Annotated in this window: 25 protein-coding genes; 13 read left to right on the top strand and 12 right to left on the bottom strand. The window is 49.7% G+C overall.

Annotated features, from left to right (window positions below; all coding sequences use genetic code 11):
* The first annotated feature begins 116 nt into the window (after nt 1-116).
* From miaB to secG, 5 genes are all read left to right on the top strand, one after another.
* The gene (miaB, locus tag B156_RS0113925) at nt 117-1580 is read left to right on the top strand and encodes a tRNA (N6-isopentenyl adenosine(37)-C2)-methylthiotransferase MiaB (protein WP_018620353.1); all 1464 of its coding nucleotides are present in this window, start codon (nt 117-119) and stop codon (nt 1578-1580) included.
* Between the two features lie 105 nt (nt 1581-1685).
* On the top strand, nt 1686-3068 hold the full coding sequence (locus B156_RS0113920) for a sigma-54 interaction domain-containing protein (RefSeq protein ID WP_018620352.1): 1383 nt from the start codon (nt 1686-1688) through the stop codon (nt 3066-3068).
* The gene (locus tag B156_RS0113915) at nt 3058-3633 is read left to right on the top strand and encodes an LptE family protein (protein WP_245563738.1); all 576 of its coding nucleotides are present in this window, start codon (nt 3058-3060) and stop codon (nt 3631-3633) included. The genes B156_RS0113920 and B156_RS0113915 overlap by 11 nt, the downstream gene beginning before the upstream one ends.
* Before the next feature lie 39 nt (nt 3634-3672).
* A complete protein-coding gene (locus tag B156_RS0113910) occupies nt 3673-4503 on the top strand; it encodes a hypothetical protein (protein WP_018620350.1) in 831 nt (276 codons plus the stop codon).
* 58 nt (nt 4504-4561) lie between these two features.
* Nucleotides 4562-4945, top strand: a complete 384-nt coding sequence (gene secG / locus B156_RS0113905; RefSeq protein ID WP_018620349.1) for a preprotein translocase subunit SecG — start codon at nt 4562-4564, stop codon at nt 4943-4945.
* A gap of 81 nt (nt 4946-5026) precedes the next feature.
* Here secG and B156_RS0113900 read toward each other — a convergent pair whose 3' ends face one another.
* A complete protein-coding gene (locus B156_RS0113900) occupies nt 5027-5734 on the bottom strand; it encodes a hypothetical protein (protein ID WP_018620348.1) in 708 nt (235 codons plus the stop codon).
* A gap of 269 nt (nt 5735-6003) precedes the next feature.
* On the opposite strand from B156_RS0113900, the gene B156_RS0113895 reads away from it, so the two are divergent.
* On the top strand, nt 6004-6300 hold the full coding sequence (locus B156_RS0113895) for a co-chaperone GroES (RefSeq protein WP_018620347.1): 297 nt from the start codon (nt 6004-6006) through the stop codon (nt 6298-6300).
* Nucleotides 6301-6403: 103 nt separating this feature from the next.
* Nucleotides 6404-8038 carry a chaperonin GroEL gene (gene groL, locus B156_RS0113890; RefSeq protein ID WP_018620346.1) on the top strand — a complete coding sequence of 545 codons (1635 nt, stop codon included), beginning with the start codon at nt 6404-6406 and terminating at the stop codon, nt 8036-8038.
* Nucleotides 8039-8280: 242 nt separating this feature from the next.
* On the opposite strand, the gene B156_RS0113885 is transcribed toward groL, so the two are convergent.
* The 6 genes from B156_RS0113885 to B156_RS0113860 all read right to left on the bottom strand — a co-directional run bounded on the left by B156_RS0113885 (nt 8281) and on the right by B156_RS0113860 (nt 12165).
* Nucleotides 8281-9204, bottom strand: coding sequence for a hypothetical protein (locus tag B156_RS0113885; protein WP_018620345.1), 924 nt, complete (start codon nt 9202-9204; stop codon nt 8281-8283).
* 37 nt (nt 9205-9241) lie between these two features.
* The gene (locus tag B156_RS0113880) at nt 9242-9766 is read right to left on the bottom strand and encodes an NADH-quinone oxidoreductase subunit B (RefSeq protein ID WP_018620344.1); all 525 of its coding nucleotides are present in this window, start codon (nt 9764-9766) and stop codon (nt 9242-9244) included.
* Between the two features lies 1 nt (nt 9767).
* Complete coding sequence (locus B156_RS0113875) at nt 9768-10316, bottom strand: hypothetical protein (protein ID WP_245563737.1); 549 nt, start codon at nt 10314-10316, stop codon at nt 9768-9770.
* An 8-nt stretch (nt 10317-10324) separates the two neighbouring features.
* The gene (locus tag B156_RS0113870) at nt 10325-10792 is read right to left on the bottom strand and encodes an NADH-quinone oxidoreductase subunit A (protein ID WP_018620342.1); all 468 of its coding nucleotides are present in this window, start codon (nt 10790-10792) and stop codon (nt 10325-10327) included.
* A gap of 79 nt (nt 10793-10871) precedes the next feature.
* On the bottom strand, nt 10872-11480 hold the full coding sequence (locus B156_RS0113865) for a porin family protein (RefSeq protein ID WP_018620341.1): 609 nt from the start codon (nt 11478-11480) through the stop codon (nt 10872-10874).
* Nucleotides 11481-11604: 124 nt separating this feature from the next.
* Nucleotides 11605-12165, bottom strand: a complete 561-nt coding sequence (locus tag B156_RS0113860) for a YqgE/AlgH family protein (RefSeq protein ID WP_026260821.1) — start codon at nt 12163-12165, stop codon at nt 11605-11607.
* Between the two features lie 199 nt (nt 12166-12364).
* Here B156_RS0113860 and B156_RS0113855 point away from each other — a divergent pair, with 199 nt between their 5' ends.
* Together B156_RS0113855 and B156_RS0113850 are read left to right on the top strand one after the other, a co-directional pair.
* Nucleotides 12365-13603 (top strand): sulfite oxidase, encoded by a 1239-nt coding sequence (locus tag B156_RS0113855; protein ID WP_018620339.1) that lies wholly within the window; start codon nt 12365-12367, stop codon nt 13601-13603.
* Between the two features lie 45 nt (nt 13604-13648).
* Complete coding sequence (locus B156_RS0113850; RefSeq protein WP_018620338.1) at nt 13649-14062, top strand: hypothetical protein; 414 nt, start codon at nt 13649-13651, stop codon at nt 14060-14062.
* A 33-nt stretch (nt 14063-14095) separates the two neighbouring features.
* On the opposite strand, the gene B156_RS0113845 is transcribed toward B156_RS0113850, so the two are convergent.
* A complete protein-coding gene (locus B156_RS0113845) occupies nt 14096-14689 on the bottom strand; it encodes a DUF4230 domain-containing protein (protein ID WP_018620337.1) in 594 nt (197 codons plus the stop codon).
* A gap of 99 nt (nt 14690-14788) precedes the next feature.
* Entirely contained in the window at nt 14789-16072 is a 1284-nt protein-coding gene (gene hemA / locus B156_RS0113840; RefSeq protein WP_018620336.1) for a glutamyl-tRNA reductase, read from the bottom strand.
* Nucleotides 16073-16416: 344 nt separating this feature from the next.
* Here hemA and B156_RS0113835 point away from each other — a divergent pair, with 344 nt between their 5' ends.
* Entirely contained in the window at nt 16417-17610 is a 1194-nt protein-coding gene (locus B156_RS0113835; RefSeq protein ID WP_018620335.1) for a sensor histidine kinase, read from the top strand.
* Between the two features lie 28 nt (nt 17611-17638).
* Here the strand turns inward: B156_RS0113835 and B156_RS0113830 are convergent, their stop codons facing one another.
* Nucleotides 17639-18184 (bottom strand): hypothetical protein, encoded by a 546-nt coding sequence (locus tag B156_RS0113830; RefSeq protein WP_018620334.1) that lies wholly within the window; start codon nt 18182-18184, stop codon nt 17639-17641.
* Between the two features lie 38 nt (nt 18185-18222).
* On the opposite strand from B156_RS0113830, the gene B156_RS0113825 reads away from it, so the two are divergent.
* Nucleotides 18223-19347 carry a hypothetical protein gene (locus B156_RS0113825; protein WP_018620333.1) on the top strand — a complete coding sequence of 375 codons (1125 nt, stop codon included), beginning with the start codon at nt 18223-18225 and terminating at the stop codon, nt 19345-19347.
* An 82-nt stretch (nt 19348-19429) separates the two neighbouring features.
* Here the strand turns inward: B156_RS0113825 and B156_RS0113820 are convergent, their stop codons facing one another.
* The gene (locus B156_RS0113820; RefSeq protein WP_018620332.1) at nt 19430-20581 is read right to left on the bottom strand and encodes a sigma-54-dependent transcriptional regulator; all 1152 of its coding nucleotides are present in this window, start codon (nt 20579-20581) and stop codon (nt 19430-19432) included.
* A 289-nt stretch (nt 20582-20870) separates the two neighbouring features.
* On the opposite strand from B156_RS0113820, the gene B156_RS32180 reads away from it, so the two are divergent.
* The gene (locus B156_RS32180) at nt 20871-21041 is read left to right on the top strand and encodes a hypothetical protein (RefSeq protein WP_245563736.1); all 171 of its coding nucleotides are present in this window, start codon (nt 20871-20873) and stop codon (nt 21039-21041) included.
* Nucleotides 21042-21106: 65 nt separating this feature from the next.
* Here B156_RS32180 and B156_RS32175 read toward each other — a convergent pair whose 3' ends face one another.
* Nucleotides 21107-21322, bottom strand: coding sequence for a hypothetical protein (locus tag B156_RS32175; protein ID WP_018620331.1), 216 nt, complete (start codon nt 21320-21322; stop codon nt 21107-21109).
* A gap of 131 nt (nt 21323-21453) precedes the next feature.
* Between B156_RS32175 and B156_RS0113810 the strand changes: the two genes are divergently transcribed.
* A complete protein-coding gene (locus tag B156_RS0113810; RefSeq protein ID WP_018620330.1) occupies nt 21454-22401 on the top strand; it encodes an alpha/beta hydrolase in 948 nt (315 codons plus the stop codon).
* The last annotated feature ends 2 nt before the right edge of the window (nt 22402-22403 follow it).

Below are 22403 nucleotides of genomic sequence, written 5' to 3'. Positions count from 1 at the left end.
AAGAGAATTTAACCACCATTTCCTGCCAAAATGACAGCACAACCGGGGCTTTCTTCGTAAATTTGTAGCCCATTCGGTAGCCATCAGTAGTTATCGACCGTTAACTGGCGCTTTTTATGACACGCATCCCTGAATTAACTATCCTGCAACCAGCTGATAAGGAGCATATTGAGATACCCCGTACCTCAGAGGACGAACTGGCCGTTGGCAAAAAGAGATTATATATTGAAAGCTACGGTTGCCAGATGAACTTCGCCGATAGCGAAATTGTGGCGGCCGTGATGCGCAACGCCGGTTTTGCTACTACCTCTGTTGCCGAAGAAGCCGACGTAATTTTTCTGAATACCTGTGCCATCCGGGATAATGCTGAGCAAAAAGTACGGAACCGGCTAAAACACCTGATCGGTCTGAAACGACTAAAGCCGGAACTCCTTGTTGGGATGCTGGGGTGTATGGCCGAACGCCTGAAAACCAAACTGCTGGAAGAAGAAAAGGTGGTTGACATCGTGGCGGGCCCCGATGCCTATCGCGATATTCCCAAACTGGTAGAAGAAGCTGAATCGGGCCAGAAAGCAGTAAACGTGTTTTTGTCGCGGGAGGAAACCTACGCTGACATTTCTCCCATTCGCCTGAACTCCAACGGGGTAACTGCCTTCGTTTCTATCATGCGCGGCTGCGATAATATGTGCAGCTTCTGCGTAGTGCCATATACCCGTGGCCGGGAGCGTAGCCGCGACCCACACAGCATCGTCCGCGAAGCGCAGGACCTCTTCGACCGGGGCTACCGGGAGGTAACGCTGCTGGGTCAGAATGTGGACTCGTATAAATGGCTGGGGGCAGAGGGCGTGGAGCCGGGGGAACAACCCCCTATGCCCCAGGCCCCAGGCCCCAGGTCCATTACCTTCGCCGGTCTCCTCGAATTAGTCGCCCAAATCCACCCCGATCTGCGGGTTCGATTCTCTACTTCTCACCCGAAAGATATTACGGATGATGTGCTGCATACCATAGCCAGATATGACAATATTTGCAACTACATTCACCTGCCTGCCCAAAGCGGCAACAGCCGGGTATTGAAACTGATGAACCGGACGTACGACCGGCCCTGGTATATCGGCAAAATTGATCGTATCCGCGAAATTCTGGGTGACGATTGCGGCATCTCAACGGACATGATTTCGGGTTTCTGCTCGGAAACGGAAGCCGAGCATCAGGAGTCACTGTCGCTCATGGATTATGTACAGTACGATTACGCGTACATGTTTTCCTACTCCGAACGGCCCGGTACACTGGCAGCAAAGAAATATGCCGACGATATTCCCGAAGACGTGAAGAAACGCCGGTTGAATGAGATTATCGCCTGCCAGTTGGCCCACTCTGCCAAACGCAATCAACGGCACATCGGGCAGGTACAGCGGGTATTGATAGAAGGCCCGTCCAAGCGGTCCAACGATTTTCTGAGTGGCCGGAATGACCAGAACAAAATGGTTGTTTTTCCAAAAGGAAACCACCAGAAAGGTCAGTACGTCAATGTGTTAGTGACGGATTGCACATCGGCCACGCTGCGGGGGGAAGTGGTTTAACATATATGGTTTACGGTTTACGATTTGTGGTTGAGTGACGCAGGTAATACTCAGGCGCCGGTCAACCACAAACCGCAAACCGTAAACCGACTACCATAGAATGGAATGAATCAACAGGAAATACAGTCGGTTAAGCAACGGTTTGGTATTATTGGCAATGCGCCTGCCCTCAACTACGCCATCAACGTAGCCATGCAGGTAGCCGCCACTGACCTGACGGTGCTTATTACCGGCGAAAGTGGCAGTGGCAAGGAGTCGTTCTCCAAAATTATCCATAGCCTGAGTGCCCGCAAACACGGTCAGTTTATTGCCATCAACTGCGGAGCCATTCCCGAAGGCACCATCGACTCCGAATTGTTTGGTCACGAAAAAGGCTCCTTTACGGGGGCTGTCGACTCCCGAAAAGGGTATTTTGAAACGACCAATGGGGGCACCATCTTTTTGGACGAAATTGGCGAGATGCCCCTCGGCACCCAGGCCCGGTTGCTGCGGGTGCTCGAGAACGGTGAGTTTATTCGGGTGGGCTCATCAAAAACCCAGAAGACCGACGTGCGGGTTGTAGCGGCCACGAACGTCAATTTGATGGACGCGGTGGAGAAGGGGAAGTTTCGGGAGGATTTATATTACCGGCTCAACACGGTTCCCATTTTTGTGCCCCCCCTGCGGGAACGGGGTACCGATATTGAATTGCTGTTCCGCAAGTTCACCACCGATTTTGCCGAGCGATACCGTATCAAACCACTACAACTGACCGAAGGCGCCAAGCAAACCCTTGTCGGGTTCCCGTTTCCGGGCAACATCCGCCAGTTGAAGAATATCGCGGAGCAAATCTCCATTCTCGAATCGGAGCAGAATAAACCCATCGACACAGAAACGCTGGCCAAATACCTGCCCCAATGGCAGGCGCCTACGCAGTCACTGGCCCTGTTTTCAAGCACGCATGGCGATAATTTCTCGGAACGCGAACTACTCTATAAGGTGCTATTCGACATGCGCCGGGATGTGAATGACCTGAAAAAACTGGTGCGCGATGTACTTGGTAGCGAGCAGGATAGCCGACAGATATTGAACAACCACAAAGACCTGTTCGACTCCATTGCCCCGGACGCCGAGCCCCGCCAGTCATCGGATATGGGGACGGGCGCAACCCGTTTTCTACCCGCCATCAACGGGGCACGCCCCGAAACTCACTCCCGGAGCGCCGTACCCCGGGATGCCGTACCGCCCTCCGAAAACTACGGTCATCATCCACCCGTTCAGCTTTTTGATGAGGTTGATGGCGACATCAATGACATGACCGAAGTGGAAGATGTTACCCATGAAACCGAAGAGGATGATTCGTTATCGCTCGAACGACAGGAGAAGGAAATGATTCTGAAAGCCCTTCGGCGAAACAACAACAAACGAAAATACGCAGCCCAGGCACTCGGCATATCCGAACGGACGTTATACCGCAAAATCAAACAGTATGAGATTGATGAAGAGTAATCCCCGAATGATAACCGGGTCGACGGGCGATGATAAATCGAGAATGATAAATGCCTTTTGTAAGCATGTCCTGTACTCATTCATCATTCTTACTTCATCATTCATCATTCAATCCTGCGGTGTCTATTCATTTACGGGTACCACGCTCTCACCCGACATTAAAACGGTAACGGTCAATAACTTTGTGCTGGCTACTGCGGGTGGACCCGCTAACCTGCCTCTGACATTCAATGAAAAACTGAAAGAATATTACCAGCGCTATACGAACCTGAAAGTGGTGCCGTCCAACGGCGACATTTTGCTGGAAGGCAATATAACGGGTTATGAACTGGTAGCCGTAGCGCCCACAGCTCAGGACCAGGCCGCCGTAAACCGGTTGCAGATAACCGTTCTGGTTCGGTTTTATAACAACAAAGACGAGACGAAGAACTTCGAGCAGTCGTTTTCCTTTTATCAGGATTTTCCGCAGGGCCAGACCCTCAGTCAGAACGAAAGCCGGCTGGTACCTAAAATTCTCGACCAGATTGTTCTTGACATCTTCAGTAAAACAGCCGCCGACTGGTAAGCTCGAAATGATGAAATTATTAATCACTACTTTAGCCCCATGTTAGCGCTCGATAAAGAAACCTTCTCGTACTGGGTAACCTACCCGGACGATTTGACGGCCACCGATTTTGTTCAGTTGCAGGAAAGTCTGCTGGCTTATCCCTATTGCCAGTCTTTACACACCCTAACGGCCAAGGCGGCTTCCGTATACCAGCGAAGTCAGGCTATAGGGCACGTACGGCAGGCAGCCGCTTATGCACTGAGCAGAAATGCCTTACGGAAGCTTATCGATAATGAGTTCCAATGGTCAGACAACCTGCTGACGAAACTGAATGAACTGTCGGCAAAACACGTTCCTGTTCCGGAAGACTATCAACACGAAAGCTACGCGCTTTTTAAATCGAAGGCTGAACTGGAAAGTGGCTTTCCAACACTGCCCCTACTACAGATTGCCGCCCAGTTTGAGCCGGAACCAGTCGAGACGGTACCCACCCCGGAGGATACAACCCTGTCCGAAAAAGCACTCCAAAATGAGCTCTCACAGCGAGCAGAAACGGTTCCGGCTGTTCCGGAACCCAGTCCCAGTGATTTGGAACGGCAACGTCAGTTCGACCTGATTGATAGTTTTATACGCAATGAACCCCGTATATCACCCATACGCACCAAACCAACCGCCAACCAGCAACAGGAAGACCTGACTAAACGCAGCAAGCCTGTAGGTACTGGTTTAGTAACCGAAAGTTTGGCCAAAATCCTGGTGAAGCAGGGTAAAGTTGACAAAGCACTGGAAATGTACAGCAAACTGATGGTAAAAAATCCCGAAAAAAAGGCGTACTTTGCGGAAAAAATGGGGGAATTAAAGACGAACCAAAACACAACGGAAGATTGACCGCTTTTTTTCTTTAGCCCTCACAACCTATATAACACATATAATTTAGCAACTTTTCATGGCAACGGCACTTATTATCCTCATCTGCATCATCACGGTTCTGCTTATTCTGATTGTCTTGATTCAGAATTCAAAAGGTGGTGGATTAACAGGTGAATTTGGCGGTCTGGGCTCTAATCAATTGATGGGCGTCAAAAAAACGACTGACCTGCTCGAACAGATTACCTGGGGGCTTGGCATCGCCATGATGGTTCTGTCGCTAGCCACGTACGTCTTTATTGACCGCAATCAGGCAGGTAGTATCAACAGTGCCAACGTAGACCGGGCACAAACCCAAACGCTACCCGGTGCTGCGGCACCTGGTCCTGCTACGGGTGCTGGTGCTGCCCCCAGTCAGGCAACTCCGGGCGCTTCTACATCGGCACTTACGCCCCAGAGGTAATTCATTGCTGGTTATTTGGCAATAAAAGACTCCATCCTGCCCGGCAGGATGGAGTCTTTTATTTTATGCATACGCTATTTTTCAGGCTACTGCCTGTGCCAGTAACTGACGGGCAATGGGCAGGAGCGTTTCCTGAACAGGGTACGATTTTTGACTTTCCAGCATATATGTTGCCGGATTTGGTAATTCACGGTATCTCCGGATGAGGTCGAGTTTGATATTTTCGAACGTAGTCATTATACTCTTCTGTACAACATCCACCAATCGTAGCTGAACCAGACGCCCACCCGGCTCCTGTTCCGAATAGAGCGTCAGGCAGAAATAGTAGACCTGAGTCTCGGCCTGATTGGTTGCGTGAAGCAGTAAATAGCCTTCCTCCGGCCGCAGTGGTAACAACCCAATGGGAGCCAGCATGAGTGACTGGGCAATATCAGTCCAACGCTGCTGCCCTTCTGTCACCAGGGCCTGAAAACGAGGCAGTGCAAAATCCATAATGGCATCTACTTCGGCCATAAAAGCAGGTTCCGTCACTTCCGATGTATAGTCAATACGGGGTGGTGGGCCGCTCACGCCACTAACGCGCTTGGGGAACGCAGCATTTAGCGTACCTTTGCCCCTCGAAAAACGAATTCCAGCATCGTAGTGACTGCGCAGTTCCGGCAGGTCGGGGCAGAGTTTATGATCGGTAAAGTTTTGCTGAACGGCCTGCAGGTATGCCATCAAGACATATTTCTGGTATTCGGCGTCGAGCCAATTTTGCGTGAACCAGTCGGATTGTAACTTTTTCATAGACCGAACATTGTCTTTTTCGGGTGTATCCAATACGTAAAGTACTCAATTTGGAAAAGACTGCCAAATTCTGTTTGCCAAATGCGCTTTATCCGCCAAAGAAAGTTCAGTGCAGAGAGTAATTGGCAGTATGTCAGGCTAAAGTCTGAAAATTTGACAGTCTGCCTGGGTTGGCACAGTAATTGGCACCCTGACAATCATGACCGCACTGGCGGTTATTAGAGGTAAGTTTATACAAATAGTTTAATAACCTTAATCAATTCATTATCATGGTAGCAGAAACGGAAAGCGTTAAAGTAAACGTGAAACCGCTGGCCGACCGGGTCCTGGTGGAAGCCGCCCCGGCTGAAGAGAAAACCTCGTTCGGAATTATCATTCCCGACACAGCCAAAGAGAAACCACAGCGTGGAACGGTCGTTGCCGTTGGAGCGGGCAAGAAAGATGAGCCCCTTACGGTTCAGGTAGGCGATACGGTTCTTTACGGCAAGTATGCTGGTACGGAAATTACCGTTGATAGCAAAGAGTATCTCATCATGCGTGAATCCGACATTTTCGCAATCCTGTAAACTAATTATGAATTATAAGTGATGAATGATGAATTGCTTTCTGCAACTATCATCCATCCTTTTCATTTGTAATTAATCATTCATAACTCATCATTATCCAATTATGGCTAAGAAAATATTTTTTGATACGGAAGCCCGCGAGCGCATTAAGAAGGGTGTTGACACCCTGGCCGACGCGGTTAAAGTTACCCTCGGACCTAAAGGCCGTAACGTTATTTTAGATAAGAAATTTGGTTCGCCAACCATCACCAAAGATGGTGTAACAGTAGCGAAAGAAATTGAACTGAAAGACGCCATGGAGAATATGGGGGCTCAGTTGGTAAAAGAAGTGGCCTCGAAAACGGCTGATTCGGCTGGTGACGGTACCACAACAGCTACCGTTCTGGCGCAGGCTATCTACTCAATTGGTGCCAAAAACGTGGCTGCCGGCGCTAACCCAATGGACCTGAAGCGTGGTATTGAGAAAGCCGTTATTGCCGTAGTGAAAAACCTCACGGAGCAGTCACAAACGATTGGTGACGACTTCGGTAAGATCGAGCAGGTAGCTACCATTTCGGCTAACCACGACGAGGAAATCGGCAAAATGATTGCCGAAGCCATGAAGAAAGTAGGTAAAGAAGGTGTTATCACGGTGGAAGAAGCGCGTGGAACGGAAACCGAAGTAAAAACGGTGGAAGGAATGCAGTTCGATCGCGGTTACCTGTCGCCTTACTTCGTGACCAATACCGAGAAGATGGAAGTTGAACTGGAGCGTCCGTTCATCCTGATTTCGGAGAAGAAAGTATCGTCCATGAAAGAGTTGCTGCCCGTTCTGGAGCAGGTAGCGCAGACTGGTCGTCCATTGCTGATCATCGCCGAAGATGTGGATGGTGAAGCACTGGCTACGCTGGTTGTGAACAAAATCCGGGGTGCCCTGAAAGTAGCTGCTGTTAAGGCTCCTGGTTTTGGTGACCGTCGGAAAGCGATGCTGGAAGATATTGCCATCCTGACAGGTGGACAGGTTATCAGCGAAGAGCGTGGTTTCAAACTGGAAAACGCTACGATTGACTACCTGGGACAAGCTGAAAAACTGCTGATCGACAAAGACAATACGACTATTGTTAATGGCGACGGTCAGAAGGAAGACATCACGGGCCGCGTGAACCAAATCAAAGCCCAGATTGAGAACACGACATCGGACTACGACCGCGAGAAATTGCAGGAACGTCTGGCCAAACTGTCGGGTGGTGTGGCTATCCTCTACATCGGTGCTGCTACCGAAGTAGAAATGAAAGAAAAGAAAGACCGTGTTGACGATGCCCTGCACGCAACCCGCGCTGCCGTTGAAGAAGGTATCGTAACGGGTGGTGGTATTGCCCTGATCCGTGCCATCCCGGCCCTTGACGGTATCAACGCCATCAACGAAGACGAAAAAACCGGTATCAACATCATCCGTCAGGCACTGGAGTCACCGCTCCGCACGATTGTTGCCAACGCTGGTGGTGAAGGTTCGGTTGTTGTAAACAGAGTGAAAGATGGTACGGGTGGTTTTGGCTACAACGCCAAGAACGACACGTTCGAAGATCTGTTTGCCGCTGGTATCATTGACCCGAAGAAAGTAACTCGCCTGGCGCTGGAAAACGCAGCGTCGATTGCTGGTCTGTTGCTGACAACCGAGTGTGTTATTGCCGACGAGCCAGAAGAGGCTCCAGCCGGTGGTGGCCATGGTCACCCAGGTGGCATGGGCGGTATGATGTAATATCCGCTTTGCACGAATATAAAAAATGCCCCGGCCAAACGACCGGGGCATTTTTTTGTGGCTTTTGCGATCTATCCCCCGGTTGAAACCGGGAGCTGATAAAAATTCTCCTATGTCCCGATATAATACTGCAAAATTCAGCCCGGTAGGTGAGATGAGATGTCACAAATCGTCGCATGACTAAGCGGACTGAAGTCCGCTATACCTCATCATCGGCTTAAGCCATACTTAATACGCTGTACTCAAAGGAATTTATCGTCGGCTTCAGGAACCGGAGTAACTAGTGGTACTGGGGTCGGAATGGGTAGTGGATGTGGCAGCGTTTCATACACGGCGTAGGCAAGTCCCAATGACCAAACTTTTAAGCCGGTGCGGACAAAAATCAGGCTCTGTTGAAGCAGGAACATGAGCAGAATAGTACCCCAGTTGCTCATGGGAATAAGGCTGTCAATCAGAAAGTAGATACCGAACAGGGCCGAACCAGCCAAGATCAGCAGACAATACAGCCCATAGGTTCGACCGAGGTTCCTAAACACGAACCGGACGGCCCGGCCGAAGGCTCGAAATGGGTTAAGCTCATCATCCCGAAACATCAGGACTTTGGCATAATCGCCAATGCACAGAAGCAACGTGCTGGTGAGCACAAAGAGGGAGAAAAACACGACTCCAATCCAGACTATACCCCGTTCCGTCAGCGAATCGCTCAGGGCGAAGCCAACCAGCGAACCCGCTATCAGCCAGATTATCGTTTCGACCAGTAGGAACAGGGCCGTTACCCCAAAGACCTTCAAAAATCGCCCAACGTAGTAGGTGCACCCCTGCCAGAACAAACCAGCATTGAATGGGGTGCCGGGTTGGGCAAAGCGCAACAGGATACCCCCTGCAAAAAAAATACTCAGAAAAATGTATCCTACTCCCAACAACCGGCCAACGCCGAAAAGTGGCGAAAGGGCCTTCTGGCTGTTGTGCATAAAATCGGTATATACGGTGTAATCAAACCCATCCAGTAACGTTAGAAACGCCCTCGAACTATGCGCTTCAACGATAAGCGTATCATAAAACGGTAAGGCTACCAGCAAACCCAGCACCAGCGTGACACAGTAGATGAGTCCTATAAGTCGAACCGATACAAGCGTTTGACGAAGTGAGTGGCTCAGTACATTCATGGCTATTCGCTACGGCGTGTTAGTCGCTGTAAAAACATTATTGGTTTGGCAGTGGCTCGCTTCGCGGAAGCTCTTTTTGGAGTGGATGCTCGGTCCTTATTTTCTCCTGTAGCTTCAAAAACCCATCGATAAGAGCCTCGGGGCGGGGTGGGCATCCAGGCACGTACACATCCACCGGAATGATTCGGTCCACTCCTTTTACTACGTGGTAGCCATGTTGCCAGTAAGGACCACCGCAGTTTGAGCAGGAACCCATCGAAATAACGTACCGGGGCTCGGCCATCTGCTCATACAGCCGCCGGATACGGTCGGCCATCTTATAGGTTACCGTGCCAGACACGATCATAATGTCGGATTGGCGGGGCGAAGGGCGCGGGAAGATACCGAATCGTTCAAGATCATAATTGGCCGTCATGGCGCCCATCATTTCAATAGCGCAACAGGCTAGTCCAAACGTGAGTGGCCACATCGACTTCTCCCGCGACCAGTTCAGAAGGTCTTCGGAGTGCATCAGCATAACGCTGGCTTCACCTGATTTATCGGATGCGGGTTGAGTAGACATATTAGGGGTTGTTTTTGGGCAGTCGGTTAATAAAATCCTGCTGGTAGTGTGCACTGAACGGCTCTAATTGACGAAACAGACTAAGGCTGGCATTTTCGTTATTGGGTGGACGAATAGTTCGGCCCGTTGTTACGTTATGTATCGTTGAGCCAGCCAAAGCTCCACCTGCAGCGCCACCTGCCGCAGCAAATGTCAGAATCAGACCGTAGGTAGACAAACTTCGGGGCGGAACCCTTTGCAGGGATTGGTTCGTAATGAATCCCAGAATAAACCCGCCGACAACGGCACCACTGATAACCGCATTCTTTTTGTTTTGTCTGCGAATAACCACTTTCAATACATCGTCCAGCGGAATTCTACTCTCTGGTTCATCGTGGTCATTTCCTATGTACAGATAGGAACGGGTGACTTCCTGTAATAAGCCTGAAAAATGATTGCCTGATCTTGTTTTAACGTTTACGTGATAGCCCGCGATAGCCGGTTGCTGTGCCCACAGGGTATCGGTCAGGAAACAACCTATCAACAGGGTTAACCAAAGGCAGCGAAACAAAAGACGGGTCAACGTTTATAACGGTCGTTTACCTGTTGATACAACTGCGGGGGTACTTTCGTTTCCAGTGTCGGTATTTTAGGTTGGGGTTTCACCCAGTTGAGGTAGCCCTTTGCCCACACATAGGCCAGTCCCAGGGCCAGAACGACTACGAACAGGATAACTTCTGCCAGAGCAAACCAACCCCACATACCACCCGTTTCACGAATCAGTCGCTCTTGACCAAATACGGTAGCCCACGGAAATAGAAAAACCAGTTCAACATCGAACAGAACAAATACCAGGGCAATCACATAAAACCGAATGTTGAACTGCACATTAGCATTCCCAACAGGTTCCTCGCCCGATTCATATGTGCTGTTCTTCTCAACATTCGGTTTGTTGGGCCGCAGTAAACGCGCTATGAATAACACGACGGCAATGAACGCAAACGCGGCCAGAATAAACAGCAGAATTATACCGAATTGGGAGAGCATAATCGTGGATATTTGGTATTCGGTTTATAGTAGCTAGCACATTCGTACTCCATTGCGCCAGCTACCATAAACCGTAATCCTATTTTTTCTTCTTGGGAAACAGGTTGTAGACCAGTGATATTTGCACGTTTCGGTTATAATAGGCCGCTGTTGCTTCGGGTGATACGTTGACAAAGCCGTACACGTACCGAACATGGAGGCTAAATTTGTTGAGCATATCCAAAAAATCGTAATGGGCGCCTACGGCCAGCCCAAGGTCATTATTGGCACCCGGCCCACCCGGTTCCCCGGCATTGAGCGCATAACTAAACTCGGGGCCAGCCTGTAGGGTCAGCCCTTCTGTTGGAATGTAGCCAACCATCAGTGGAATGCTGGCGTAATAGTACGAAACGGGCGTTGTCGAGCGCATTCCGCCATTCTGTTCCTGCTGAAAAGTCCCCCCCCGAATAGACAGTAGCACTTCGGGTTGCACCACATAGCGGTTGTACCGATACCGGTACATAAGGCCCAGGTGAGGCTGCAAGCCCCGGTGCGGGATATTGACGGTAGAACCCGAAATAGCTATCTGCGTTAGTGATGCACCAACTTTCACCCCAAAATGCCCACCAATAGGCTTGTCGCTCTGGGCCTGCGCGACGAAAGAAGAAGTTACAAGACAAACAAAAAGCAGTAGTCGATACGTATGCATACAAAACTGATAAAATGAACGACTCCTCCGGGCTGGTTTTGTCCAACACACAGGAGTACCACAAAATTGGTTAAAAAAAGTCAGGAAGCCGTTGCCTACTTTCCATGTACAGTACCCGGACCAATTAATTGAGCCGTGGATCAACCGGATAGTGGGCAATGGATTTATACTCCCCTCCCATCCGTTTCAATACGCCCCGCCAAAACTCGCTGGTTGGCGTGTCGAACAGGAAATCGGCATTGATGTGGCTGATAATCCAGGCTTTCTGCCGCAGTTCATCTTCCAGTTGCCCCTCGCTCCAGCCCGAGTAACCAATAAAAAAGCGGGCATCCCGCTCCGTAAGCGTTCCCAGATTGACAGCGCGTTTGATCTGGTCAAAATCGCCACTCCAGTATAACCCGTCCATCACCGGAATAGAATCATCGATTAGGTCGGGGCGACGGTGGATAAAATGGAGCGTGTTTTGCTGAACAGGACCACCCACAAACAGGGGGAGATCGGCCTGAACTTCGTCGATAACATCGCTCAGGTGAATGTCCGTCGATTGATTTAAAACAAGGCCAAATGTGCCAGCCCGGTTGTGTTCGCAAACCAGCACGACACTACGCTCAAAATTAGTATCGCCCATGAATGGCTCGGCAATCAGCAGACTTCCGTTCATGATAGAAAATGGGGTTGTATTCATAAAACGCTGGTCGTTAAATGGTCTAATAAAAACGCTTTTTTCAACCACTATATTCATTAAAAAGTCTTAAATACGCTATCGTAAAACGAGATATTATTTATCGGGATTATGCAGTTAACTAGATTTAAGTGGAACCTGAGCCTCTATTCTGTAGTATAGGTATTAGGCAGATTACTTTTAACCACGTAAAACAGACGCTATGAAACAACCAATTTTTGATAGACGGGGCTTCCTTCAACAGAGTGCGTTAGCAACGCTGGCCACCCTGGCTGGGACTGATGTTATTTTTGCCAGTAAGATCCCCCCTCACTATCGGCCACTCGCCTTCGATTATGACCCACTCAAAGGAAAAAGCCCGGAAATGACCGTACTGGGCGATAAGCCCTGGAATGTGGAATCCCCCATCCATCTGCTCGACGATGCCGTTACGCCAGTCAGTAAGATGTTTATTCGCAACAATGGCCTGATACCAACCGAGCCCATCAACCCGGCCACCTGGACCCTGGTTATTAATGGTGAGTCGGTCAAAGGGGCAAAAACATACACCCTCAACGACCTTAAAAAGCGATTCAAACCCTATACGTATCAACTCGTGCTTGAGTGCGGGGGCAACGGCCGGGCGGGGTATCAGCCACAAACAGCCGGAAATCCGTGGGAGCAGGGTGCTGTAAGTTGCGCCGAGTGGACGGGCGTTCGGCTGAAGGATATTCTGGCCGATGTGGGCTTAAAAGAGGATGCCGTCTATATCGGTTACTACGGTAAAGATCCGCATTTGAGTCAGGACCCCACCAAAGTAGCCATCTCTCGCGGGGTGCCTATGAAGAAAGCCCTGGAAGATGAAACCCTGATTGCCTGGGCAGTTAACGGGCAGGATATCCCACTGGAACACGGGTATCCACTCCGTTTGGTAGTGGGTGGCTGGCCCGCATCTACATCAGGCAAGTGGCTCCATACCATTGCCGTTCGTAACAAAGTACACGATGGAGCCAAAATGGAGGGGCATAGCTACCGGGTGCCCATTAGACCCGTGGAGCCGGGCGAAAAAATTGCCGAGACGCCCGAGAACTTCCGCATCATCGAGTCCATGCCGGTCAAGTCGCTGTTGACCTTTCCTAAAACGGGGGCAATGGTCGATATAAAGCAGCCGTTAGCTATACGCGGCCATGCCTGGGCGGGCGACCGGAGCGTTGCCGAGGTGCATACCTCTATCGACTACGGTGCTACCTGGCAGAAAAGTAAGTTATCGTCGCCCAAAAATAGACTGGCCTGGCAACACTGGTCGGCCGAGTTGACCTTTCCACAACCCGGCTACTACGAGGTGTGGGTGCGGGCTACGGACGACAAAGGCGTTACGCAACCCCTGGTTATTCCGCAGTGGAATCCGGGTGGATATTTGAATAACGCCTGCCACCGAATTGCGGTCAAGGCAATCGCCTAACCGGTCACCTGAAATGGGGCTTCCCATTGCTCAACAAATAGTCGTATGAAAGGACTAAAAATAGTTTTCTTACTTGGTGCAGTACTTATTGGCCTGGTCAGTTTTCGGACTAATTCTGTAACCCACTATCCCACCCTGGAAGTGCTTTCCAGTGCCGATACCCTGAAAAAAGATGCCGAAAGTGGGCTTGTCGATGCGCCGAATCTGATGATGATAAAAGCGCAGTGTACAGCCTGCCATTCGTCGAAGCTTATTCTACAGCACCGCTTTACACGGGCGGGCTGGCTGGACCGAATCCGGTGGATGCAGAAATACCACAAACTCTGGGATTTGGGTGAGTCAGAAAAGGTCGTTCTGGACTACCTCGAAACCTATTACAGCCCGGTCTCCATGTATGATAAAAACACCTTCCGTCGGGCACCGATGAAGGAGGTTAAGTGGTACAAACTGGAGCAGTAAACCACCCGGGTAAACGCCACGGGGCAACGCTGGTTAGTCCCGAAAGGCCAGTCCTGTTTTTTTGCCGGAGATCTGTTCCAGCAACGGGGCTAATAGTTGGTGCGCATTCTTGCGGGTCTGATCCAGAATACCCCCATCCAATGCTGATTGCCTGACCTGACGTTCGGCTTTCTTATAGGCGTCACTAACCAACTGCGACTGGTCCAGAAACGAAAATCGTGTATCGTACACCCGCGACCGGTCGTGGTTTATTTTCCAGGTGCAGAGCTCAGGCCTGGGCAGGTAAACCGTTATTGAATCGGTAGTAGCCTGAATGTCATCAGCGGTAATTTTGGTCAGGTCGATGCACCCGGTTGCTTCGCCTTCTACAATCAGGATGGCATTGGCATTAGGTAAGTACGTGTTCACCTGCTCATGCTCCACAATATCCTTGAAGGTGTATTTGACCAGTTCCAGTTTCCCCAGCGCCTTGATTTCTTTCAGCACAACGCTTTGCGCAGTTTTGTCGCCCCGCCGGAAACGGCTGAGTATATCCATTCCCCGAATCTGCTCCCAAATAGCCAGCAGACCAGCAACCAACAGAGCAATCAGGAATAAACGTAGTAGCGTATTGAGTAATCGTGACATAGACTAATGGTGTTTCCGGTGGTTTGACTAGCAGTCAAAAATAAACTCCTGACTTGATAACGAGCCAGGAGTCTTGAAGCGTAAACGGTATCAATAAAATCAGTAGTCGTGCTTTTGCTCTACAACCGATTGTTTTTCCAAATCGAACAGGTCGTTCAACACATCAATCAGTGTTTCGGCCTCGCCCCGCTTGCAGGCAGCTTTGAGTTGCAGGACGGGGAGCTTGATTATTTTCTGCATGATGCCCCGCGTAATTTTGTCAATCTTCTCCGACTCATCGACGGTCAGGTGCTTCATGTGCCGGGCAATTTCATCCCGTCGTATTTGCTCCAGCGCGTTTTTCAGTTTGTTGATGGTTGGAGAAACGACCATCTCTTTCGACCAGTCGCCAAATTCAGCTACGGCCTGCGTTACGATAGCTTCCACGCGGGGAATGGCCGCCAGCCGCTGATTCAGCGCTTCATCGGCCCGGCTGCGGATATGGTCGATGTTATAGACCAGCACGCCGGGAATCTGCTCAACGGCGGTATCCACACTGCGGGGAACCGACAGGTCGACAAAATATTTAAACGTCAATACGTCAACCTGCTGCAACAGATCTCGCGTAATGAGCGGGTCATCCCGCATCACCGATGAGATAATAACATCGGCCCGACGAATTTCTTCGGTCAGGTTAGCGAAATCGGCCACGCGGAAATTATACTGACGGGCCAGCTCTTCGGCTTTGGTATGGGTACGGTTACAGAGGGTGATATTGGTCAGTTTCCGGGCTTCCAGATTTTTGCAGACATCCGTTCCGATTTCACCCAAGCCAATTACCAGTATAGACGGGTTGTGATTATCTCCCACTAACTCCTCAATCAACTCGACAGCCGCGTATGAAACGGAAGCGGCTCCATCACGGAAGGCAGTTTCCTGCGCTACCCGCTTGTTGGTGAAGAAAATGGTGTGCATGAGCCGGTGCAGGAACGGGCCGGCCATTTCCATATCCGCCGACCACTGGTATGACTGCTTCACCTGATTCGGTATCTGCATGTCGCCCACCACCTGCGAATGTAAGCCTACGCAAACTTCAAACAAATGCCGAATGGCCTGATCATTAGCCTCGAAAAACTGGAAATACGGCAGGTAGTTGTCCGTGTTCGTCAGACCTTTCTCAATGAGCAACAATCGGGCAATTTCGGTACTTACATCCTGCTCAAACGCGTAATACACTTCCGTCCGGTTGCAGGTGGAAATCACCAGCAAATCAGACAATCCGAAAAAATCACGCAGACGAAGCATGAGTCGCTTCGCTTCTTCTTCGTTCAGGGCAATCAGTTCACGCACCTGCAAAGGAGCCGTTTTGTGCGATAAACTAATAGCTTTGAAGGTATCTAACATGGTACTTAAATTGCCTTAACTGGCCCGTGGCCACTACAAAATTACGGCATAATTGCCGTAAATAAATACGACCTGTAAACGCAGTCAGTTTATTTATAACTCATCTAAATAGGTTGACCTAAATTGTATGGTTTGACATTATTCTCTACCAATAAGAACGCCATAAAATGGTCATACGTTCAAATTTGTACATTTATGCCTGTTTTATCGTTTAGTAAAAAGTGGTCCTCTTTATTTGTTAGAGTGACGTTACCGGTAATGGTTTAGTCTGTAAGCTACTTTACTTTTGTACGGGCAAACGCTACTTTTCAGGCAGCTATTTTAGGATTTGCTGCCCGTATCCCATGCTGAAATCATTCGATATATACAATCAGAATAATATTCTGAAAATTATTGTAGCGCTCAACCTGCTTCTGGTCGGGACAGGCTCCCTGCTTTATACCAACCGGCTTATTAGTAGACTGGAAGACCGCGAGGAGCAATACGTGCAGTTGTATGCCAAAGCACTGGGCTACTTGTACGGTTCGAGCCACCCGGACGCGGGCGATCTGACCTTTGTGACGAGTGAGATTTTACAGGCCAATCAGACTATCCCCGTTATTTATGTAAACCAGAACAACCAGATATCAGCTCAGCGTAATCTTGATATTCCGGAAGGGACCACGGATGATCAAATGGAGCCACTTCTTCGACAGAAAATCGTTGACATGAAAAAAAAACACCCCCCACTCATTGTTGAAATGGGGAATGACCAGCGGGGGTTGGTCTACTACACCAATTCGCGGCTGCTTCGGCAACTAACGTACTTCCCCTATGCCCTGCTGGCTATCCTTACGGCACTGGGTGTACTGGCTTACCTGGCTTTCAGTTCATCGCGCCGGGCGGAGCAGAACCGGGTTTGGGTTGGTCTGGCAAAGGAAACGGCCCACCAGCTGGGTACACCCATGTCATCCTTGATGGCTTGGGTGGAATACATGCGCTCCGACCCCGATCAGTTTGACGTTTCCATTACTGATGAAATCGAAAAAGATGTGCAGCGGCTGGAAACCATAACCGCCCGTTTTTCAAGCATTGGCTCCGTGCCGACGCTGAAAGAGGAGAACCTGAATGAAGTTGTCCAGCAGCTCATTGCTTACTTGGCAAGACGCATTTCAACGAAGGTAAAGATGACTTTTGCCACCCAGTTGCCACCCGACCAGATGGTTCGGGTTAATAAACTCCTGTTTGAATGGGTCATCGAAAACATCTGTAAAAATGCGGTTGATGCCATGAAGGGAGTAGGTGGGTTGCAGATAAATATGCTACCGTTGTCGCAGCGGCAGGTTGCCATCGACATTACCGACACGGGCAAGGGCATATCAAAAGTAAATATGCAGAAGGTATTCTCGCCGGGCTTCAGTACTAAAAAGAGGGGCTGGGGGCTGGGGCTAACCCTTGCCAAGCGTATTGTAGAAGAATACCACCAAGGCCGACTATTCGTTAAAAGTTCCGAAGTGGGCAAAGGCACTACCTTTCGGATTATCCTGAATATTGGTTGATTTCCTAGTGTAATCAACTACAGGAGTCCTATCTTGGTGTCAGGTAGGGTAAGGTAATCGTATCCGTTTCGATAACGTTACTTGCGTTAAGATCCCGGTCCCGAATGCGAATCTGAAATTTGGTCGGATAAAAATAGTTGACCGTCCCGTATTGAAACGTCTGATTGAAGTCCAGCGTCCCCTCAATCGCTCCCTTGGGTTTGCCTTTGGTGAGGTCAGGAAAAAACAACGTGGTAAGCACGGGTAGCTTATACTCTACATACTGCTTATTGATGAGTCTAAAGGCCTTTATTTCGTAGTTCCCCCAGCCGCCGTTGGCCGAATAACTGGTTATAGCAGCTCCGGTAGGATTATCGACCCCAAGATCGCCGTTACCATCTTTGAAGCCGATAGTAATCACAACGGAGTCCCGCTTAGCTTTGCCGACGCCCGTACCGGCACTGAGGGAGTATTTGAACAGCCCTTTAAAATCAATTTCGGGGGTACTCGAATAATTGGGTTCGTTAAAACAGGCCGACATAGTCAGAACCAGTCCGAACACGAATAAATACGGTTGAATTTGTTGCCGTCGCATACTGTTGTACTCGTTGTGCAATAAACGATTTTGTTATTTTGTCTTTTTCATTAACCCTATCTGCCCAGGCTGCTATACGTCGGCAATCACTCCGGCAGCAAATCCTGGCAATCTGTTCGGCCCCAACCCGCCCGCAGGCCTTTGAATCGCTCGCGTTGGCCGTTTTCCGGTATCAGGCCGTTCATAATCCCATCTACAACGCGTACCTGTCTCATTTAGGGACGCAACCAGAGCAAATTACCAGCCTTCGGCAAATACCGTTCATGCCCATTGGCTTTTTCAAAAATCACGCGATTTTAACCGGCATCGACTGGGCAAAAGCCTCCACTAAAGATACGCTAACGTTTGCCAGCAGCGGCACTACAGCCGAAAAAAATCAGTTGACCAGTCAGCATTTTGTGCCGGATTCAGCCCTCTATGATGCTATCAGTACCCAAATTTTCGAGCAGGCATATGGGCCGCTACAAAATGTCCGGATTCTAGCGCTGCTGCCTTCCTATCTTGAACGAAATAACTCCTCACTGGTGTATATGGTTCAGCGATTTATGGCCCGAAGTGCCCCTTTGCCAACCAATGGCGGGGAGTCTTCCGGGAACGAAGACGGGTTTTTCCTGCATAATCACGCAGCCCTAACCGAACAGCTAAAACAACTGGCCCGGCAACCCGACCAGAAAAAGATTTTACTCATCGGGGTTACATTTGGTTTGCTCGACTGGGCAGAATCAGCCCATGACCTGACGTTTCTGGGCGACCTGCCACAGCTGATTGTTATGGAAACGGGCGGCATGAAAGGGCGGAGGAAGGAACTACTGCGCGAAGAGATACACGTCATACTAACCGACCGATTGGGTGTGCAAACAGTCCATTCTGAATACGGGATGACTGAACTACTATCGCAGGCTTACTCGGCTGGTGGGGGCGTTTTTCAGCCCGGCGCAACGATGCGGATCCTATTGCGGGATATAAATGACCCTTTTCATTTGTACCCCAGGGATTATACCCGTACCGGCGGCATCAATGTGATAGACCTGGCTAATCTGGATTCCTGTTCGTTTATCGAGACGCAGGACCTGGGCCAGTATGTTAGTGAAGAGGAAGGATTCCGGGTTATAGGCCGGTTCGACAATTCGGATATTCGCGGCTGTAATCTGATGATGATTTAAGGTTTACGGTTAGCTGGAGCGAGAGAGTACAAACAGACGCGCCAGCCAACCGTAACCGTATACAGAAAACCGTAAACCCCCTTTAGGTATATAATTTTACATCTTCCAGTGAAATTTCGTCGCCACACATAATTACCAGGCGTTCGATGACATTACGAAGTTCCCGAACATTGCCAGTCCAGGGTAGCGACTGAAGGAAGTTCAGGGCACCGGATGTCAGCCTTTTAGGGGGCGCGTTGTAATCAGTAGCAATGTCGTGAAGAAACTTATCGGTCAGGAGTGGGATATCCCCGCGTCGTTCAGCCAGGGGTGGTACGTGTATCAGAATAACGCTCAGGCGGTGGAATAAATCTTCGCGGAAGTTACCGTTCACAATTTCCTGCCGAAGGTCTTTGTTGGTAGCCGCAATGACCCGAACGTTTACTTTTATTTCCTTATCGCCACCTACGCGGGTAATCTTATTCTCCTGCAAAGCCCGCAACACTTTGGCCTGCGCCGACAGGCTCATGTCGCCAATTTCATCAAGGAACAGTGTACCTCCATCTGCCTGTTCGAACTTACCTACCCGGCGGGATGCGGCTCCGGTAAATGCTCCCCGCTCGTGGCCAAACAGTTCACTTTCAATCAGTTCACTAGGAATGGCGGCACAGTTCACTTCCACCAGCTGCTGCGTAGCGCGGCTCCCTTTTTCGTGAATCTGTTTGGCTACCATCTCCTTCCCGGAACCATTTGGCCCCGTTACAAGTACCCTGGCTTCGGTAGCCGCCACCCGGTTTATGGTATCCTTAACTTTTTTGATCGGATCGGATTCCCCGATAATTTCATTGAGTTTATAGATACGCTTCTTGAGCGTTTTCGTTTCCTGAACCAGTTTAGACTGTTCAATCGCGTTGCGGACGGTAATCAGCAACCGGTTCAAATCAGGTGGTTTGGTAATAAAATCGAAGGCTCCGCGCTTGGTTGCTTCTACCGCGTTTTCCACGTTACCGAAAGCGGAAATCATCACAACCTGCGTACTTCGTTCGGCTTCATTCACCTTCATCAGTAATTCCAGGCCATTCATCTTAGGCATTTTGATGTCGCACAAAGCCACGTCGTACTTTTTGTGCATGATCATGTCCAGCCCTTCTTCACCATCTTTTGCTTCGTCGACCTCGTAGCCTTCGTATTCTAAAATATCGCGTAGAGCAGCCCGAATTTGTTTTTCGTCGTCCACGATAATTAGTTTGGCCATAAACTGGGTAAATTTTTATTTATAGATTAGTACAAGTCCGAAAATAGGTGATTTTATATCAGGTTTTGATACATAAGCAACTAATTTTTCATTAAACGTAGTTGTTTCTTTACTAACTAAGCGAATAAGTTATATACGCTTTCTACTTTCCCGATAGGAGAATATAAATACAAATAACTAACTAATTTATCACAAACCATTCTTCATTAATTCATTCTCTCCTATTTAGGCAGCGACAAGCTCCCTACTTCCGAAACATTCGTCCGCGTATTGACCGGACGAATTCAAAATGAGTACGAATATGATTTATTTGCCGGGAGTTGGTATTCGGGATGGACGCGGGGGCGTAGCAGGAAACGGATGCTTTATATTCGTAAAAATGGGCCGGTCGTACGCCCTGCCTTCACGGGCACCAACAACCTGTCAGTTTGACGGCACGGGCAGATTACCCCAGGACTGATCGTTAATTGACAGCTAACAAAAATCATTCGGTAACAGCCGGGGATGTTGCACCCAGCGAAATTTTCAGGTTCCGTTCAGCAGGGTAACGTTGGGGGATGTACGCCAGTCGACCGCATTGAGCGGCTGCTGTTCATTGGCAAACGGTATTAGTGTGGCGTGGAGTTTTTCTGTGTTTACGCTAATAACCGCAGGATTTTCCCAATCGGGCAGCTTCCGGGCTAAACTGGTTACTATCGGTAACGGTATTAAAAATAGGCAGCTTAGTAAGCGTTTGTGCATCGTGAGCACGTTTAGTTTATGACACAGGCGATTAGCTTTGCGGAATGGCTCTGTAAAGAAAAGGCCAACTCAACCTTTGATAAGTAGGTTAGACCGACTTTTATGTACAATTAATCCTCTCGTTGAAACGTATGATTGCCCGGGGTTTACTTCTTTGTTTCTGCCTAATCCTACTGACGCTGACCGCTCCGGCGCAATCACGCAGGCGTGCTCAACTGACAACGCCCCAAAACAATGGCCCGGTACCGGTTGTGTCGGCTCCGCAGATTCGCCTGCTGGAGAGCATGGTCTTTAACAGCTCGCTGCTGAATAGGCAGGTAAAGTACTCGGTGTATCTCCCGCCCGACTATTACATTTCTAACCGGCGCTATCCCGTCGTTTATCTCCTGCATGGTCTGGGCGATAATGAAACGGGATGGGTTCAGTTTGGAGAGGCCGACCGGATTGCCGATGAAGGCATTAAATCCGGCGAGTTACCGGCCATGATCATGATTATGCCCAATGCAGGCATTACCTGGTACGTAAATGACTTTGAAAATAAAGTCCGCTACGAGGATATGTTCGTTCAGGAACTCGTACCGCATATCGACTCCATGTTCAGAACGCGTACCCAGCGTGAATACCGGGCTATATCGGGCCTGTCGATGGGCGGCTTTGGTTCGTTGACACTGGCCATGCATCATCCCGAACTGTTTAGTTCATGCGCAGCGCTGAGTGCGGCCGTCCGCACCGACGAAGCCATTGCCAGCATGCCCGACGAACGGTATAATACCGTTTTTGCCCCGATATTCAGTGGGCCGGTAAAAGGGCAGGAACGGCTAACACTTACCTGGAAACGTAACAGCCCCCTTGTACTGGCCCGCTCGGCTCCGGCAAATGACCTTACTCAGGTACGCTGGTATATTGATTGTGGCGATGATGATGCGCTGACCGTTGGGAATGCCATGCTGCACATTGCGCTGCTGGACCGGAAAATACCGCACGAATACCGCGCCCGCGATGGTGCCCATACGTGGTCCTACTGGCGCACGGGCCTGCCCGATGCCCTCAAGTTTATCGGAACGGGTTTTCATCGTTAACG

The sequence above is a fragment of the Spirosoma luteum DSM 19990 genome (genome assembly GCF_000374065.1).
GTDB lineage: Bacteria > Bacteroidota > Bacteroidia > Cytophagales > Spirosomataceae > Spirosoma > Spirosoma luteum.
This window is presented reverse-complemented; position numbering and strand designations above follow the sequence as displayed.